Genomic DNA, 15,854 nt, shown 5'->3' with positions numbered 1-15,854 from the left:
GGTCCACACGGCGTTGCCGCGATGCCGGGCGTGCAGGAAACCGTTGCGGTACTCGTAGGACGTGGGCTCGCCTTCGGGCGGAATCAGCGCCGCCAGCCGTCCGACTTCGTCGTAGCGGTATTCGGTCAGCGCGCCGAGCGGGTCTTGTTCGGCGACCAGACGACCCTGTTCGTCATAGGCCTTGAGGTGTTCGCCGCCATCGGGATCGACCTGGCGCACCAGCCGCGCGCGGTCGTCATGGACGTAGACTTCCTGGCTGCCATCGAGGTTCTGGACCGTGACGCTGCCGTCCTCGCCCCAGGTGTAGCGGCTGTCCATCTGCGCAAAAGATGCCCAGTGCCGCACGCAGCGGGCCGCCGGGCCGAGGCCTTGCCATTCCCAATAAAAACTCGCGCCGCCGGCCAGTTGCCGTTGGAGGATGACGTGCTGGTCGTCGTAGTCGTAGCGTTCGCTTTCGCCGGCGGCGTTGGTCGCTTCGATCAGCCGCAAGCGCGCGTCGTAGCGGTAGGTCACCAGCGTCTGTTCGGTGCGCCAGGCTTCGTCCGGGTGCAGTTCCGGGTGAAAGCCCTGGTAGTCGATGGCGACCAGATGACGCTGTTCGTAGCGCAGGCGCAGGCAGCGCCGAGCGCCGTTGTCCAGGCGGCTGATGTCGCCGTAGATGTTGCGCTGGATCGTCAGGCGGTTGTCGTACCGATCGCTCAGGGCGATCAGATGACCGTCGCGAAAGTGTAGGAAAGGCGCACCGTCGCCGGGTTGGGCGATGATCAGCTCGTCCGGTTCGCAGCTCAGGTAGATCGCCGCACGGGCCAGGCTGTTGTGGATCGCCGGGCGTTGCAGGTTCGGTCGGGGAAACGTGGTGCGGCGGTTTTCCTGGTCGATCCAGATGACCTGCTCGCCTTCGATCAACAGGCGATGGGCCAGGGCATGGCTCCAGCCACGGCCGAGCCCGACGTCCAGGTCGGCGGCGCTGGTGCGATAAAGGCGGGTGAAGACGAAGGGCATGCGCCCGTCGAGGGTGCCGTCGTCCAGGGTCAGCAGTTCTTCGCCAGTGACCATCGACACCGGGCAGCCATGGGTGCGGGTTTGGTCGGCGCTGTCGGCGGGATCGCCGTTGGGGTTTTTCGATTGGACGGGGGCGTCGTCGTGGGGTTCGTATCTGCTTAGCTGCGTGGAAGGCAGGGATTTTTCCCGCACGACCGGGAGCGGATTACTGACCGACAGCGGTGGAGAATCTCCCGTGGTGATCTGCAAAGGCGTGACCGGTGCTGGTCCCGCCGACGTTCCTCGGCCACTGACCACCAGCGGTTTTAGAACATCGGCGTGTTTGTCGAGGCTGTCGTCGCCGAGTTGCCCCAGGCGCTGACTGGACGCCTGCAACCATTTGCGGGCCCGCTCCGAGCGGAGATGGCGCAACACCTTGCCGCTCATATGCAGCCCCACGCCCAGGCCACCGGTCACGCGCGCCAAGATGAAATTGATCAGAATCTCGGCGCGCATTTCCCCTATGACTTCGGCCATGTACTGCGGCGGCAGTAGCCGCACCCAACTGGTGAACGCCGCGGTGTAGACGAAGAGCAGGGGCTCATCGCTCAGGACCATCAGGGCTTTGGCGATCGCCTCCGAGGAAGCTTTCAGCAGTTGCTCAAGTTCGGCCTCGGTGAGGTATTCCAGCAACTTTTCACTGTTTGCTTGCAGGTCCGCCAGCAGATCGAAGACCTGTTTGACGTCGTCCCATAGCTTGAGCAGGGCGTTCTCAAAACCGCGTAACTGAGCCTCTTGCAACGTGTTGAAGCGCTTTACGAAACCGCTCTCGGAAGCCTCCTTCCACAGCGGTTGAAACTCGTTCCACTCGGCTTTCAGCCAAGCTTCCAGCTCGATGATCGCGAGCTGGTAAGAGCTGTACAGCGCCCTGACATGACTGGTCGTGATATTTGGAAAAAAGCTGATGCGGTAACGCTGGCCGCGATCACACTCGGATATTTCCAGAATGCCGCTGGGGCCGATGACATGAGGGACGGGATCGCCGAACGTTTCCTTCCCCTGCTCACCCTTGATGATCGGCTCCAGCACCACCGGCGTGTCACCGATTGGCACGAAACGCGATGCCTTGAACATGTGCACCAGCGTCAGTGGCCCTTGTGCCGGACACCTCGCCACGACGGAGTTGACCTGCTTGCCGCCACCCTTGGAAGGTGCGAGCGATACCTCCTTCCCAACTTTGAACACCTGCTGGATATCCAACGTCTGACCGGTCCAGAACCTTTCTGCCCAACTGTCGTAGTCGCCCAGGCAGCGGCGAAAGTCCTGCAGTACTTCCTCGACGTCGGGCGTGCTCCTGGCGGCCAAGACCAGCGAACCAATGGCGCCTATTAAAGACGGGATCTTGTCGTGTGGAAGCATGCAGACATCTCGCAACACAGAGGTGGGCGCGAGACTGTGCCGGGGTTGGCTGGGGAAATAAGTCAGGGAAGGTGACAGTACCTGTAGGGCAAATCCCTAATTCATCCAGCCATTAAAAAAACCGCCCCTTTGGCACCGATAACATCGTTTCTCGGCGGCACGGCTTTTCCCTATATTGGCCCACAGATCCGGCGGATGGCTCAACGTCCGCCCCCTCAGTGCGAGTAGTCACAATGAACAAAAAACCTGACAGCGCAGGGCTGATCAACGCAGGAGCGGGCACCCGGGCGGTGTGGGGAGGGGAGCAAGTCAGGCATCCCTACAACGCCACCCAGACCCCCATCGTGGTCAGCGCTGCATACGGTTACGACGACATCGACGTCTGGTACGACGTCGCGCTGGGCAAGGCCCCCGGCTTCATCTATAGCCGCATGAGCAACCCCACTGTCGAGACCGTCGAAGCGAAGATTCGCGAGCTGGAAATGGCTGAGTCCGCCGTGGCGTTCAGCAGCGGCATGGCGGCGATCAGCAGCGTGCTCTACACCTTCCTCGCCAATGGCGATCGCGTGGTCTCGACCAAGGACAGCTATGGCGGCACCAACAAGATCTTCGAAGAATTCCTGCCGCGTACCGGCGTCGCAGTGACCTTGTGCGAGACCTTCGACCATGAGGAAATCGAGCGCGAAATCGCCAAGGGCTGCCAGGTGCTGTACCTGGAAACGCCGACCAACCCGACCTTGAAAATACTCGACATCCGCCGTCTGGTCGCCGCCGCAAAACGCGTCGGCGCCGTGGTGGTGGCGGACAATACCTTCGCCACGCCGCTGAACCAGAACCCGCTGGCGTTGGGCGTGGACGTGGTGATCCACAGCGCGACCAAATTCCTCAGCGGCCACGGCGATGTGCTCGGCGGCCTGGTGTGCGGCAGCGAAGCCTTGATGGCGAAGGTGCGTCACTACCGGGAAATCAACGGCGCGACACTCGATCCGTTCTCGGCCTACATGATCATCCGTGGCATGAAGACCCTGGCCCTGCGCATGCGCCAACAGCAGTCCAGCGCCCGCGCCCTGGCCGACTATCTCTGCACCGAACCCTTGGTGGAATCGGTCAACTATCCCGGCCTGCCGAGCCATCCGAATCACGCCGTGGCCTGTGCGCAAATGTCCGGTTTCGGCGCCATCGTCAGCTTTGTCCTGAAGGGCGGCATGGACACGGTCAAGGTGCTGTTGCCGCGCCTACGGTTTGCCCATTGCGCGGGCAATCTTGGCGCGGTGGAAACCATCTATGGCCCGGCCCGCACCACCAGTCACGTCGAAAATACTTTAGAGGAACGCCTCGCCCTGGGCATATCCGAAGGGCTGGTGCGGGTCTCGGTCGGCATCGAAGACACGGACGATCTGGTGGACGATCTGAAACAGGCATTCGCCTTCGTCAGAAAGACCCTTGATCCGCAACCCAATGAAGTCCACAGCGAGACCGCAAGCTGAAGTTTGCACGTTGATACCCCGCAACAAGGCCGTTAGCGGGGCGTTCATGAATAGGAATAATAATAAAAGCTCAGCGGCGCTTGTCTTACTCGCGCAGACGCGGATGCGCGCCCTGGCATTTCATGAGAACAACCATGTCCATAACAGAACAACAACTCAATACGCGGGCCGGCTTCAAACAGGAAATGCAGACGCGCCATATCGTCATGCTCGCCTTGGGCGGCGTGATCGGCACCGGGCTGTTCCTGACCTCCGGCTACACCGTCAACCAGGCCGGCCCGATGGGCGCGGTGATCGCCTACATCATCGGCGCGCTGATGGTTTACATGGTGATGATGTGCCTCGGCGAACTGGCGGTGCAGATGCCGGAAACCGGCTCTTTCAGCACCTACGCCACGCGCTTCCTCGGCCCCGGCACCGGCTACACCGTGGCTTGGCTGTATTGGCTGACGTGGACGGTGGCGATCGGTTCCGAGTTCACCGCCGCCGGCATCCTCATGACCCGCTGGTTTCCCGACACACCGGTGTGGATCTGGAGCGCACTGTTCGCGGGCTTGGTGTTTTTGACCAACGTGATTTCGGTGCGACTGTTCGCCGAAACCGAGTTCTGGCTTTCGCTGATCAAAGTGTTGACCGTGGTGGTGTTCCTGCTGATCGGCGGTGGCGCAATTCTGGGCCTGTTGAACATCGATCAGGTCCACAGCATCGGCTTGAGTAACTTCACTCGCGAAGGGCTTTTTCCTACCGGCTTCATGCCGATTGCGATGACGCTGCTGGCGGTGTCCTTCGCGTTTTCCGGCACTGAACTGATCGGTATCGCCGCCGGCGAAACCAAGGACCCGCAACGCAACGTGCCGCGCGCCATTCGCACCACCGTGCTGCGCCTGGCGGTGTTTTTTGTCGGGACCATTTTTGTCCTGGCGACGCTGCTGCCGCGCGAACAGGCCGGTCTGGTGGAGAGCCCCTTCGTCACCGTCTTCACCTACATCGGCATTCCATACTCCGCCGACATCATGAACTTCGTGATCATCACCGCCTTGTTGTCGGCGGCCAACTCTGGTCTATACGCCGCCTCGCGGATGCTCTGGACCCTCAGCGACCAAGGCCACCTGCCCAAGCAGTTCTCGTCCCTGACCCGCATGGGCACGCCGCTCAACGCGATCATCGTCAGCATGGCCGGCGGCGCCGCCTCGTTGCTCAGCAGCGTGTTTGCCGCCGACACCATCTACCTGGCGCTGGTGTCGATTTCCGGCCTCGCCGTGGTGGTGGTGTGGATGAGCATCGCCGCGAGCCAGATAGCGTTCCGCCGGCACTTCGTGGCCAACGGCGGCGATGTGCGCGACCTGACGTTCCGCGTCCGTGGTTATCCGTGGGTGCCGCTGGGGGCGCTGGTTTGCTGCAGCCTGGCGTGCGTGGGCATTGCCTTCGACCCAGAGCAACGGGTGGCGCTGTACTTCGGCTTGCCTTTTATCGCCTGGTGTTACTTCGTGTATTACATTACCCGCAAAGGCCGCCAGCGACGCTTGTCGGTCGCCCTTGCGGCACAACCGTCCGATGCGTTCTAAACCGCGTCGACGGGCGGGCAAACGGGCCCGGTGCGTGGGGGTTAACGAGGTAAGACCATGAAGCAGAAAACGTTGCCCCCGTTGAACTGGCTACGGGCGTTCGAAGTGTCCGCCCGCTGCCTGAACTTCACCCACGCCGCCGACGAATTATTCTTGACCCAGGGCGCGGTCAGCCAGCAGATCCGCCAGTTGGAAAGTCACTTGGGCGTGGCGCTGTTCAAGCGCTTGCCCCGCGGCCTGGGCCTGACCGAAGAAGGCCAGGCCTTCCTGCCCGTAGTCCAGGATGCGATCACGCGATTGGCGGTGGGCACCAACGAGATATTCGGCCAGCACAAGCGCCGGCCGATCAAGGTGCGCGGCAGCCTGGCGTTTTTCGTGCATTGGCTGGCGCCGAAACTGGTGGATTTTCGCCAGGCTCATCCGCAGGTCGACATCCGCTACATCAGCAATATCTGGGTCAAGGAACTGGACGGTGAGGACGATATGGAAATCCGCTGGGGCCACGGTCAATGGCCGGGCCTCGTATCGCAACGGCTGACCTGGGACAGCTTGTTCCCGGTGTGTTCGCCAGCCCTGATGGCCACGCTGAACGTGCCGGCGGACGTGGCGAAACATCCGCTGTTGCACGTGCTGGGCTACGAAGAAGGTTGGGGTTATTGGTTGAACAGGGTCGGCGCGGACTCGGTTGATTCCTCGACCGGCATGCAGTTCGACACGCTGGTGTGCACCTTGCGCATGGCCGAGTTGGGGCAGGGGATTGCCTTGGCGCGTTCGTCGATGGTCAGTGACTTGCTGGCGGACGGACGCCTGGTCGAACCCTTCGCCCAGCGCATCGAAGCCAGCGAATCGTTCTACCTGGTGCGCAGTTCCGGGGCCGAGCAACACCCGGACGCGGCGAAATTTTCCACCTGGTTGGTGGAACAGGCGCATCGTTTCAAATGAAGTGTTTCCAGTGAATGTCCGGAGCTGACCATGCGCTATGTGAGTACCCGAAATTCCGCCGTGCAGGTCGAGTTCGAAAAAGTCGTGCTGTCGGCCATCGCCGAGGACGGCGGCCTGTACGTCCCCATCGAATTGCCGCAGTTCGAACCCCAGGACATCGCCAATTGGTCCACCTTGTCCTATGACGAACTGGCCTATCGAGTGATGCGTCCGTTCGTGGGCGAGGCGATCCCGGAAGATGATTTCAAGCGCCTGCTCAAGGAGGCCGGCAGCCAGTTCAGCCATCGCTCCCTGGCGCCTTTGCATCAGGTCGATCGCAACGAATGGGTGCTGGAATTGTTCCACGGCCCGACCCGTTCCTCGAAGGATTTCGCCGCGCAATTGCAGGCGCGGCTGGTGCAATATTTTCTGCGCAAACGCGGACGCCGCGCCGTGGTGATTGGCGTCACCAATGGCGACACCGGCCTGGCCGCCATCGAAGCGTTCAAGCACTGCGACGAGACCGACGTGGTGGTGATTTATCCCGAGGCCGGCGTAGCGCAAGACCAGCTTCAAGACCTGCAAGCGACAGCCCATCCGCGGGTGCATCAAGTGGTTGTCGAGGGCAGTTTTGATGAATGCCAGACCTTGGTCACGCAACTGTTCCGGCAGCATGAGGCGATCAGTTTCAACTCCAGCAACTGGGTCAGCGTCATGGCGCAGTTGGTGTTTTATTTCCACGCCGTGCTGCAACTGGGCGGCGGTCAACGGCCCATCGGTTTCAGCGTGCCGGCGGCGAGTTTCGCCGAAGTCTATGCCGGTTACATCGCGCAGAAGATGGGTTTGCCGATCACGCAGATGATCGTCGCGACCAATCAAAACGACGCGCTGCATCAGTTCTTTTTGAAGAATCACTACTCGCGACTGCGCGCCAGCAAGACCCTGTCGCCGGCCATGGATTTGTCGATCTTCTCCAACCTGGAACGGTTTCTCTGGGAACTCTACGGGCACGATGACCAAGCCGTGAGCGCGTTGATGCACACCTTTGAAACCCGTGGCGAAATGAGCATCGCCAACGAGTTCTGGTTGCAGGCGCGGATGATCATCGACTCGTACGCGGTCAGTGACGAGCAGACGCTGGAAGAGATCACCTCGTTGTACCGCGACACCGGTTACATCATCGATCCACACACCGCCACCGGCGTGCTCGCGGCCCGTTTGTACCGCCGCAGTTTGGTGGCGCCGATGGTGACCCTGGGCGAGATTTCACCTATTAAATCGGCTGCGTTGCTCGGCGAGTTGGGGATCCCTATTGCGGCGCAACAGCGTCTAATGTCCGCGCATGGCCCAGCGCAGATCCATCGCATCCAGCCGGACGACCTCGGCGCTCTCCATCAACTGCTTGGCACCCTGTAACCGGAGGCCCCATGAAGCGAATCCTCGACCCCCTCGACGAACGCATCATCGCCGAACTGCGCCTCAACGCCCGCGCCGCCCACGCCGAGCTGGCGGCCAAGGTCAACCTCTCGCGCAACGCCGTCCGCCAACGCATCGAACGCCTCGAACGCGACGGCGTGATCCAGGGCTACACCGTACGCACCGGCGAGGGCGCGCAGGCGTCGTCGAACATCAACGCGGTGATCTTCGTCTACCGCTACGACCGCATGCGCGGCGCCGAAGTACTGCAGGCCCTGCAAGCCATGCCCGAAGTGCTCCAATGCGATGTGATGAGTGGCGAGTTTGATTTGATGCTGCGGGTGGCCGCGGCGAACCCGGAGCGGGTGCACAAGGTCTGGAAAGAAATCTCCGCGTTGCCGGGGGTGGAGAACACTGTGACATCGTTTGTGTTGTCGTCGGTGGTCTGAAGCCCGGTGGATTCGATCGAATCCACACCCACCACTTCGCCCACCCCCTGGTCAAAACGCCCAAAAAATAGAGCAAATTGGCCTATTTCACTGCCCACCCCACATCCCTAATCTTGATCCAACAAACCTCATCACCCGGATCAAGGACATAACAAAAATGACTGAATACAAACTAGCGCTAGTCGGCTTCGGCGGTGTGAACCGGGCATTGGCCCAACTGATCGCCGAGCGCAATCAGCAGTGGAAAACCGAACTCGGCTTCACCCTGAAAATCGTCGGCGTGACCGACCTGTTCCTCGGTTCGGTGATGAACCGCCACGGCCTCGACGCCGCGTCGCTCGCCCGACTGCCCGCCACCAAAGGCGCCATGGCCCAACTCTCCGGCGGCACCGTCGATGCCCTCAACGAAGCCGTGATCAAAGACTGCGGCGCCGACATCATCGCCGAAGCCACCTTCACCAATCCGGTGGACGGCGAGCCCGCCACCTCGTTCTGCCGCTGGGCCCTGGAGCGCGGCAAACACGTGGTCACCACCAACAAAGGCCCCATCGCCCTGCACGGCGCCGAACTCAAAGCCTTGGCCCAACGCAACAACGTCGCCTTCGAATACGAAGGCTCGGTCATGAGCGGCACCCCGGTCATCCGCCTCGCCAAACAAGCCCTGGCCGGCAGCTCGATTACTGGCTTCGAAGGCATCCTCAACGGCACCTCCAACTTCGTCCTCACCGCCATGGAAGGCGGCCTCGGGTTCGCCGAAGCCGTCAGCCAGGCCCAAGTCCTGGGCTACGCCGAAGCCGACCCGACGGCCGACGTCGCAGGCCACGACGTGCGCCTGAAAGTGGTGATCCTCGCCAACGAACTGCTCGACGCCAAACTCACCGTCAGCGACGTCGCTTGCAGCGGCATCTCCGCCCTCAGCCTCGACGACATCGAAAAAGCCCGCCACGACGGCGCCCGCTGGAAACTCATCGGCGCCGCCACGCGCCAGGCCGACGGCTCCATCAGCGCTAGCGTCGAACCGCGCCTGCTCAGCAACGACCACCCCTTGGCGAGCATCAGCGGCGCCACCAACGCCGTGTCCTTCACCAGCGAACTACTCGGCGCCGTCACCGTCTCCGGCCCTGGCGCCGGCCGCACCGAAACCGCCTTCGCACTGCTGTCGGACATCATCAACATCCACCAATCGGCAACCCGCAAACAGGAGCAAGCCCTATGAACGTATCGCGCCTGGCCCTGGCGGTCGTCGAACCGCACATCGAAGTCCTCAACCCATTTGACGGCAGCGTCGTCGGCACCGTCGCCGACGTATGCGCCTCAGAAGTCCCCCACCTGCTCGAGACCGGCCGCAGCGGCGCAAAAGCCTGCGCCGCACTGCCGCGTCATCGCCGCGCAAGCATCCTCGAACACGCCGCCCTCAACATCGAACGCGACGCCAAAGCCTTCGCCCGACTCATCGTCGACGAAGCCGGCAAGACCCTCAAACAGGCCGAAAAAGAAGTCAAACGCTGCGTCAACACCCTCAAACTCTCCGCCGAAGAGGCCAAACGCAACGCCGGCGAAATCGTCCCGTTCGACGCCTACGAAGGCGCCGAATCGCGCCAAGGCTGGTTCACCCGCGAACCCCTCGGCCTGATCGTCGCCATCACCCCCTACAACGACCCGCTCAACCTCGTCGCCCACAAACTCGGCCCCGCCATCGCCGGCGGTAACGCAGTGATCCTCAAACCGTCCGAACTGGCGCCGTTGTCCGCCCTCAAACTCGTCTCCTACCTCGTCGACGCCGGCCTCCCCGAAACCGTAGTCACCGTCGCCACCGGCGGCGCCGAACTCGGCAAAGCCCTTGTCGCCGCCCGCGACGTGCGCATGATCTCCTTCACCGGCGGCTTCGTCACCGGCGAACAAATCGCCCGCACCGCCGGCCTGAAAAAACTCGCCATGGACCTCGGCGGCAATGCACCCGTCATCGTCATGGGCGATTGCAACCTCGACGCCGCCGTCGACAGCTGCGTCTCCGGCGCCTTCTGGGCTGCCGGGCAAAATTGCATCGGCACCCAACGGCTGCTGATCCATGCACCGATCTACGATGCTTTTCGCGAACGCTTCGTCAGCCAGGCTCAAGCCCTGGTCGTCGGCAACCCGCTGCTCGCCAACACCGACATCGGCCCGATGATTACCCAACAGGCTGCGCAGAACGCCGAGCAGATGGTGAACGAAGCGCTGCAACAAGGTGCCACGTTGCTCTGCGGGCATCGGCGGCAGGGCAATTGTTATGCGGCTACTGTGCTGGAGAATGTCGATCATTCCAGCCGGATTTGGCGCAACGAAGCGTTTGCGCCGGTGGTGGTGTTGCAGGTGTTTGAGACGTTTGATGAGGCGATTGCGTTGGCTAACGAGCCTGAGTACGCGCTTCATGCTGGCATTTTCACGAATGATTTGTCCACGGCGATGAGCGCTGCGCGGCGGATCGAAGCGGGGGGCGTGATGATTAATGACTCGTCGGATTTTCGGTTTGATGCGATGCCGTTTGGCGGCTCCAAGTACGGGAGTTTGGGCAGGGAAGGGTTGCGGTTTGCGTATGAGGAAATGACTCAGCCGAAGGTGGTTTGTTTGAATACGTTGGGGTGAGGGGCGAGTCAGTCCGAAGGAGTCGCTTTACCTGTCATGTCGCTAAAACGCCGTTTTGACGACACGTTTTGTTCTTATGTCGTCGGTAGCGACATGAGGGCGGAACGTGTCGCAGAAATCGGAAACCAGCGACACGTTATTTTCTTGTAACGAGGTGGGGCGGCGCCGTGTTTATTGGGCGCTTGTTATCCAGGGCGCGACTGACGTTTTCTTGCGCCATTGCCTACAACTACGCCAGAATCCGCCGGCTTGTGCGTTTTGGGGTACGTCGGTAGTTTGAGTCTTGTCACTGAGCATCAGTGATCGGGTTTAGTCGCCCGTCTCAACCTAAGGCGTAACAAGTCCCCGTCGGACAGGCTTTGCTGTTCCTGTAATGATGGTGGCTGTGCGCAGGGCGCCCCCGGGCGCGCCGGGATTCTTAGGTTCACCGGTCGACTAACCTGCGCACAGCTGCCGCCCACTCGTTTAGTCGCGAGGTGGTTGCAGCATCACTTACAGGAACCTAAGTCGATGGCAAAAATTACACCGAACCCTCCGATTGCAGACGAGCATGTGTCCCGCGTTCAGGCTGCTCGTAATAAAAAGCTTGATGAGGCGGCTGATCGGGCTTTGGATTTTTATTTAAAGCCTACGCCCAAGAAGGAAACGTCCGACAAACCCAACACTATTTTCCGTATCGCACCGGATGTTGATTCGGAGTGTCTGCTCGCCAATCTCAGTGAAAACCTGGCTTCGGCCAATGCCATGATCAGTGATTTGGCGTTTGACCTGGAGGGCTCGCGACGGCGCATTGCGATGGGGATTTTGCAGGTGATTGAGGTGAGTGAACTGCTGGCGAATCGGGCTTTGGATATTGTTGAGGTGAGATAGGGCGGGGAGTTAGCTGCCCTTCTGGCGTAAAAAAGGTCTTGCTTGGCAAGACCTTTTTTGTGGGCGAGAGATTTGAATAGGCGCTTCAGGTTTGGGAGCGTCAGAAGATTCGTCGCTCAATTTGTGCAACAGGGTGCTGCGCTACTGCAAAATAGGAAAACTTGTGGTGTTGTGTCTCCAGGGCTACAGTATCGGCCAGAATCTAGATTTTTGATGCTCGGGGGCTACATATGACCACCTTGTTCGACGTAGCTGAAATGCTGAAACAGGCGCGAGGTGACGCCGATTTGAGCCAGGATGCCTTGGCCAGTCGTGCTGGCGTATCCCGTTCAACAGTGGCACGTATGGAAACAATGGCAAAGGGGGACATGAGTGTCTCGGCCCTCGTCCGATTATTAGAAGCGGCCGGATACGACTTGAAACTGGTGAAAGCTGGTCATGAACGCACGGTTGAGGACATTCTTGCCGAGCAGCGTTCCGGAGTTTCTGAATAATGATCTTAGACGTACACGTCAGCGGCAAAACGGTTGCCAAACTTTACCGAGAGCGTGATGAGTACGTCCTGAAATACCTCCCAGGTACAGCCACGGCGGACTTTGTCAGCTTGGCATTGCCCGTGCGTGAAGAGCCGTGGCGCTGGCCTCGAGATCTGTTCCCATTTTTTCGGCAGAACTTGCCTGAAGGTTACTTGTTGGGAGTTATCCGTGAAGAGTTTGGCGCCTTGCTGGATGGTACGGATTTATCACTGCTAGCCGTAATTGGCGGCGCAGGCGTTGGGCGTGTGACGGTAACGCCGGAAGGCATCATGCCGGGCGCCGAAATGGAACCCTTGGAAATAGATCATCTGCTGACCGCTGAAAACACAACTGAGCATTTTGCGACGCTGGTACGCCGTTATGCACGCGCGGCTATCTCTGGCGTCGTGCCCAAGTTCATTGCGCAGGATGTTGAGCATGATGCGTTGCCCTTGGGCAAACCCACTCTGCGTACCGGGTTTCACATCATTAAAGGCTCAGACGATACGACGCCTTACCTGGGCTTCAACGAGTTCTACACCATGCGTGTACTGGAGCGGTTACAGGTCGTACCGGTAGCAACGTGTCGTATGTCAGACGATGGTCGAGTTCTGGTGGTGAATCGTTTTGATGTCGATGAAAACGGCCTGCCGCGCTGCGGGCTGGAAGATGCATGCGGGCTCCTGGGCTTGCCGCCCCACGAGAAATACGCGACCACCACTGAAAGAGTGTGGAACGCCACTCGGGCATACATATCTGGAGAGCGGTTGCGCGAACAGCGTGAACACTTCGGTTGGCATCTGCTGACGAACTACGTAGTCCGTAACGCCGACTGCCACGCCAAAAACATTGCGCTTTATTACACCTCGCGAGCAGACGTAGCGTTTACGCCAGTCTATGACTTGGTGACCACTCAAGCCTATCCGCGTTTTGCCGCGAACCCGCCAGGTTTGTCCGTAGGAGGTCGGCAAACTTGGACGCCGGGGCGCATGCTAGAGATATTTTTCAGTGGCCGCTTAAATATCCCCCCGCGTCAGTACGCCGCGATGGTCGAGCAATTGTGCGAATCCGCTGTCGCGGTGGGTAAAGAAGTTATCGAAGCTGCAAAGAACGAGCCCGCTTGGCGAGATGTGGCTAAACACATGGTGCATGCGTGGAATGAGGGTATGGAAACGCTACGTAGCCCAAAATCAGCACCGCATTTTCGGGGATTGGATACGGCCATTACCGAGGCAGGCTTTCTCTGGTCCTCGAGCGCCGGAAAAAAATCGCGAACAGATTGGTCGCTCTGAGCTACTTGCACCACGTAAGCGCTAGGGGATAAAACTAGCAGGCGGCTGACTCTGGCCTGAAACGACGAGCGCTCAAATTGTCCAACAACCTGTTGGATAATTGTCCAAGTCACACGTTACCTCTAACAGGTCGCAACCTCCGGCCTGAAACTACTGGAAGTCAGCCGCTTCAGCGCGATATCAAGCGCCTTATCATCGAACAGTTTGCTTTTACGAGCCGCAGCACCCGCTCCACCATCCCAATGCTTCAACGCCTCGCGCACGGCAGGAACAGTCGGGGAAATCCCATCCTGGCTCAGCAACCAATCGACCGTAGCCAACAACTCCATACCGAAAGGCGACTCAAAACCATCGATCAACTCGGCGGTACGCTCCAAGGCCTGGGCGTACTCCTTGGCCTCTGTTTGAAGATAGGTCTGTAAGAACGCTTTGCGTCCTTCGTCAAACCAGATCACGTCGCTAATTCCCGCATCACTGATGCGCTTGTCGCAATGCAGATAGCTGCCGTCCAGATTGTTGAGCAGATGCTCCAACCGGTTGGCATAGGGCCCGTACTTATGAGCAACAAACTGAAGATTGAGAGGGTTTTCGGTGTTTGGCAGCTTTTCGATGGCGCGCTCAAGGAACCAAGCCAGTTTCTGAATCTCAAGCAGGCTGCATTCCATACCCAGAACCCAGTAGCGACGAACCAATTCAGCAATCAGTGCACGAGCCGGCGTAAGCTTTTCAACGTTCAAATACTGGTTGGACGGCTCGAACACCAACACATCGATATCCAGATCGCTCAAGACTTCAACAATCTGCTCGCGAACCTCGTGCCACTTCAAACCACCGTTACCAGCGCCCAGCGGTGGAACCGCCACGGACTTCACATGGTTTTCAAACAAGAAGCGACGTAGATCGCGTAAGCCTTCGGTTATCCACGCCATCTGCGAAGGTGAGCGCCAGTGACGTTTGGTCGGGAAGTTGACGATCCAGCGCGGCCCCTCCAGCTCGCTGACCGCCGTCACGTGAACCTTGCCCGTCTCCACTTCGCCAGCCTTGCAGGCAGCAGCGTACAGTCGGTAATTCTCCGTGAAGCGCTCTTTGAACATCAGCGCGATACCTTTACCCATCACGCCCACGGTATTCACTGTATTGACGAGGGCTTCGGTTTTGGCTTCCAGAAGGTTGCCTTGGGTGAAACGGATCATTGGAAATACCCTGGCAGCTCATTCCTCATCGAAATAATCGCGATCCAACGTTGGTAGCCGCAAGAGTCGTGATGTAACGCCCACCTCGTGATCCATCATCAGGTGCACCAATCGCATGCCGTCCACCAACACGATGCCTTCCACCGATTTAGCGAAGTCGATCGCATGAGCGGTGAAACCAGATGTTGTGATGAACACCCCTCGTTTGGCTTTTTGCCCGGCGAGCGCACCGTAGAACGCCTGCAGTTCAGGGCGCCCCACCGTGTTTTGCCACCGCTTGGCTTGCACGTAAACCTTCTCGAGTCCCAACTTATCGAGTGAGATAATGCCGTCGATGCCGGCATCGCCAGAGCCACCGACCCGCTGTAGATCATTGCGGCTGGCGCCGTAACCCAGGCGATGAAGCACATCAAGTACGATGACTTCGAAGCGGTTAGGGCTCACCTGTAATAAGTTGTCCAACAAATCGGCAGCGGTTGCGTTGCGTAATTCCTGGAGGGCTTGTTCGAGGCGATCATCTGGGCTCGCGGTTGCGGAGGTTACGTCAGGCCCAATAGGCGTTTCGTCATCAAGCGGGGCAGCGTCGGGGGCAACCTTCAGCTTCACATTCATATAGCCGATGGCTAAATGTTCAACTTCATCGGAAGGCAAGGGGGCTGGATGGTCTTTGGCGTAAGTCGCACCTGTCTCCGTCAGTTTCCAATATCCACGTTTGGCGCTACTGGATAGGCCGGCGCGCTTCAGCCGATCATGCGCCCAGCCCGCTCTGTTTTTATAGGTGGCTTGCCCACTGGCGATTACTTCTTCACGTTGTTCTACGGTCAGTTGCAGCATCTTGGCTGCCGCCTCATGGGCATCCCGAGCAAGGGCTCCGGCAGGTTTGGTAGCGAGAAAGCGCAGGATAGGTTCGATGAACTGATCGTAGGTTGGAACGGACATGGACGCTTCCCTGTGATGGCTACTTTTTGCGGTCGAGGAGGGAGTATAAGTTACGGCTTCTCAGGCAACAGGGAAGATTGGCGCGACTTGGCCGGACATATACTGGTATCGAACGTCTGCAGTATCAGTGGGTGCCTGCCTGATCTGCAAGGTGTGTTCCCCAATCGCTTTGTGGTGGCGCG

Annotated in this window: 13 protein-coding genes; 10 read left to right on the top strand and 3 right to left on the bottom strand. The window is 59.6% G+C overall.

Translation table 11 applies throughout. The annotated features are described in order from the left end of the window. A partial coding sequence (locus tag HU806_RS20475; RefSeq protein WP_186613783.1) for a DUF6531 domain-containing protein occupies positions 1–2,400 on the bottom strand: 2,400 nt, incomplete at its 3' end. 233 nt (positions 2,401–2,633) lie between these two features. Here HU806_RS20475 and HU806_RS20470 point away from each other — a divergent pair. From HU806_RS20470 to HU806_RS20425, 10 genes are all read left to right on the top strand, one after another. After that, positions 2,634–3,887, top strand: coding sequence for a cystathionine gamma-synthase family protein (locus tag HU806_RS20470; protein ID WP_186613781.1), 1,254 nt, complete (start codon positions 2,634–2,636; stop codon positions 3,885–3,887). Positions 3,888–4,021: 134 nt separating this feature from the next. Continuing rightward, positions 4,022–5,452 carry an amino acid permease gene (locus tag HU806_RS20465; RefSeq protein ID WP_186613779.1) on the top strand — a complete coding sequence of 477 codons (1,431 nt, stop codon included), beginning with the start codon at positions 4,022–4,024 and terminating at the stop codon, positions 5,450–5,452. Positions 5,453–5,509: 57 nt separating this feature from the next. After that, entirely contained in the window at positions 5,510–6,394 is an 885-nt protein-coding gene (locus HU806_RS20460) for a LysR substrate-binding domain-containing protein (RefSeq protein ID WP_186613777.1), read from the top strand. 30 nt (positions 6,395–6,424) lie between these two features. After that, entirely contained in the window at positions 6,425–7,789 is a 1,365-nt protein-coding gene (gene thrC, locus HU806_RS20455) for a threonine synthase (protein ID WP_186613775.1), read from the top strand. Positions 7,790–7,800: 11 nt separating this feature from the next. Continuing rightward, positions 7,801–8,238 carry an Lrp/AsnC family transcriptional regulator gene (locus HU806_RS20450; RefSeq protein WP_186613773.1) on the top strand — a complete coding sequence of 146 codons (438 nt, stop codon included), beginning with the start codon at positions 7,801–7,803 and terminating at the stop codon, positions 8,236–8,238. A 157-nt stretch (positions 8,239–8,395) separates the two neighbouring features. Next, positions 8,396–9,454, top strand: coding sequence for a homoserine dehydrogenase (locus tag HU806_RS20445; protein ID WP_186613771.1), 1,059 nt, complete (start codon positions 8,396–8,398; stop codon positions 9,452–9,454). Beyond that, positions 9,451–10,863 carry an aldehyde dehydrogenase family protein gene (locus tag HU806_RS20440; protein WP_186613769.1) on the top strand — a complete coding sequence of 471 codons (1,413 nt, stop codon included), beginning with the start codon at positions 9,451–9,453 and terminating at the stop codon, positions 10,861–10,863. Before HU806_RS20445 ends, HU806_RS20440 begins: the two co-directional genes overlap by 4 nt. Before the next feature lie 510 nt (positions 10,864–11,373). Next, positions 11,374–11,733 (top strand): DUF6124 family protein, encoded by a 360-nt coding sequence (locus tag HU806_RS20435; RefSeq protein ID WP_186613766.1) that lies wholly within the window; start codon positions 11,374–11,376, stop codon positions 11,731–11,733. 230 nt (positions 11,734–11,963) lie between these two features. Continuing rightward, positions 11,964–12,227, top strand: a complete 264-nt coding sequence (gene relB, locus HU806_RS20430; RefSeq protein WP_186613764.1) for a type II toxin-antitoxin system RelB family anti-toxin — start codon at positions 11,964–11,966, stop codon at positions 12,225–12,227. Continuing rightward, complete coding sequence (locus tag HU806_RS20425) at positions 12,227–13,540, top strand: type II toxin-antitoxin system HipA family toxin (RefSeq protein WP_238350207.1); 1,314 nt, start codon at positions 12,227–12,229, stop codon at positions 13,538–13,540. The genes relB and HU806_RS20425 overlap by 1 nt, the downstream gene beginning before the upstream one ends. Positions 13,541–13,662: 122 nt before the next feature. On the opposite strand, the gene darG is transcribed toward HU806_RS20425, so the two are convergent. Both darG and HU806_RS20415 read right to left on the bottom strand, forming a co-directional pair. Next, on the bottom strand, positions 13,663–14,733 hold the full coding sequence (darG, locus tag HU806_RS20420; RefSeq protein ID WP_186613762.1) for a type II toxin-antitoxin system antitoxin DNA ADP-ribosyl glycohydrolase DarG: 1,071 nt from the start codon (positions 14,731–14,733) through the stop codon (positions 13,663–13,665). 18 nt (positions 14,734–14,751) lie between these two features. Beyond that, positions 14,752–15,672: a restriction endonuclease gene (locus tag HU806_RS20415; RefSeq protein WP_186613761.1), complete on the bottom strand. Its 921-nt coding sequence runs from the start codon at positions 15,670–15,672 to the stop codon at positions 14,752–14,754. Positions 15,673–15,854: the final 182 nt, after the last annotated feature.

This window comes from Pseudomonas sp. SWRI154, assembly GCF_014268645.1.
GTDB classification, from domain to species: Bacteria; Pseudomonadota; Gammaproteobacteria; order Pseudomonadales; family Pseudomonadaceae; genus Aquipseudomonas; species Aquipseudomonas marvdashtae.
The sequence above is the reverse complement of the archived record's forward strand: the minus strand, read 5'-3'. Positions and strand labels throughout refer to the sequence as shown.

Bases quoted from the DNA above. Each gene is read 5' to 3' on its own strand.
- HU806_RS20470 (WP_186613781.1), top strand. From the start codon at position 2,634: ATGAACAAAAAACCTGACAGCGCAGGGCTGATCAACGCAGGAGCGGGC.
- HU806_RS20465 (WP_186613779.1), top strand. From the start codon at position 4,022: ATGTCCATAACAGAACAACAACTCAATACGCGGGCCGGCTTCAAACAG.
- HU806_RS20460 (WP_186613777.1), top strand. From the start codon at position 5,510: ATGAAGCAGAAAACGTTGCCCCCGTTGAACTGGCTACGGGCGTTCGAA.
- thrC (WP_186613775.1), top strand. From the start codon at position 6,425: ATGCGCTATGTGAGTACCCGAAATTCCGCCGTGCAGGTCGAGTTCGAA.
- HU806_RS20450 (WP_186613773.1), top strand. From the start codon at position 7,801: ATGAAGCGAATCCTCGACCCCCTCGACGAACGCATCATCGCCGAACTG.
- HU806_RS20445 (WP_186613771.1), top strand. From the start codon at position 8,396: ATGACTGAATACAAACTAGCGCTAGTCGGCTTCGGCGGTGTGAACCGG.
- HU806_RS20440 (WP_186613769.1), top strand. From the start codon at position 9,451: ATGAACGTATCGCGCCTGGCCCTGGCGGTCGTCGAACCGCACATCGAA.
- HU806_RS20435 (WP_186613766.1), top strand. From the start codon at position 11,374: ATGGCAAAAATTACACCGAACCCTCCGATTGCAGACGAGCATGTGTCC.
- relB (WP_186613764.1), top strand. From the start codon at position 11,964: ATGACCACCTTGTTCGACGTAGCTGAAATGCTGAAACAGGCGCGAGGT.
- HU806_RS20425 (WP_238350207.1), top strand. From the start codon at position 12,227: ATGATCTTAGACGTACACGTCAGCGGCAAAACGGTTGCCAAACTTTAC.
- darG (WP_186613762.1), bottom strand. From the start codon at position 14,733: ATGATCCGTTTCACCCAAGGCAACCTTCTGGAAGCCAAAACCGAAGCC.
- HU806_RS20415 (WP_186613761.1), bottom strand. From the start codon at position 15,672: ATGTCCGTTCCAACCTACGATCAGTTCATCGAACCTATCCTGCGCTTT.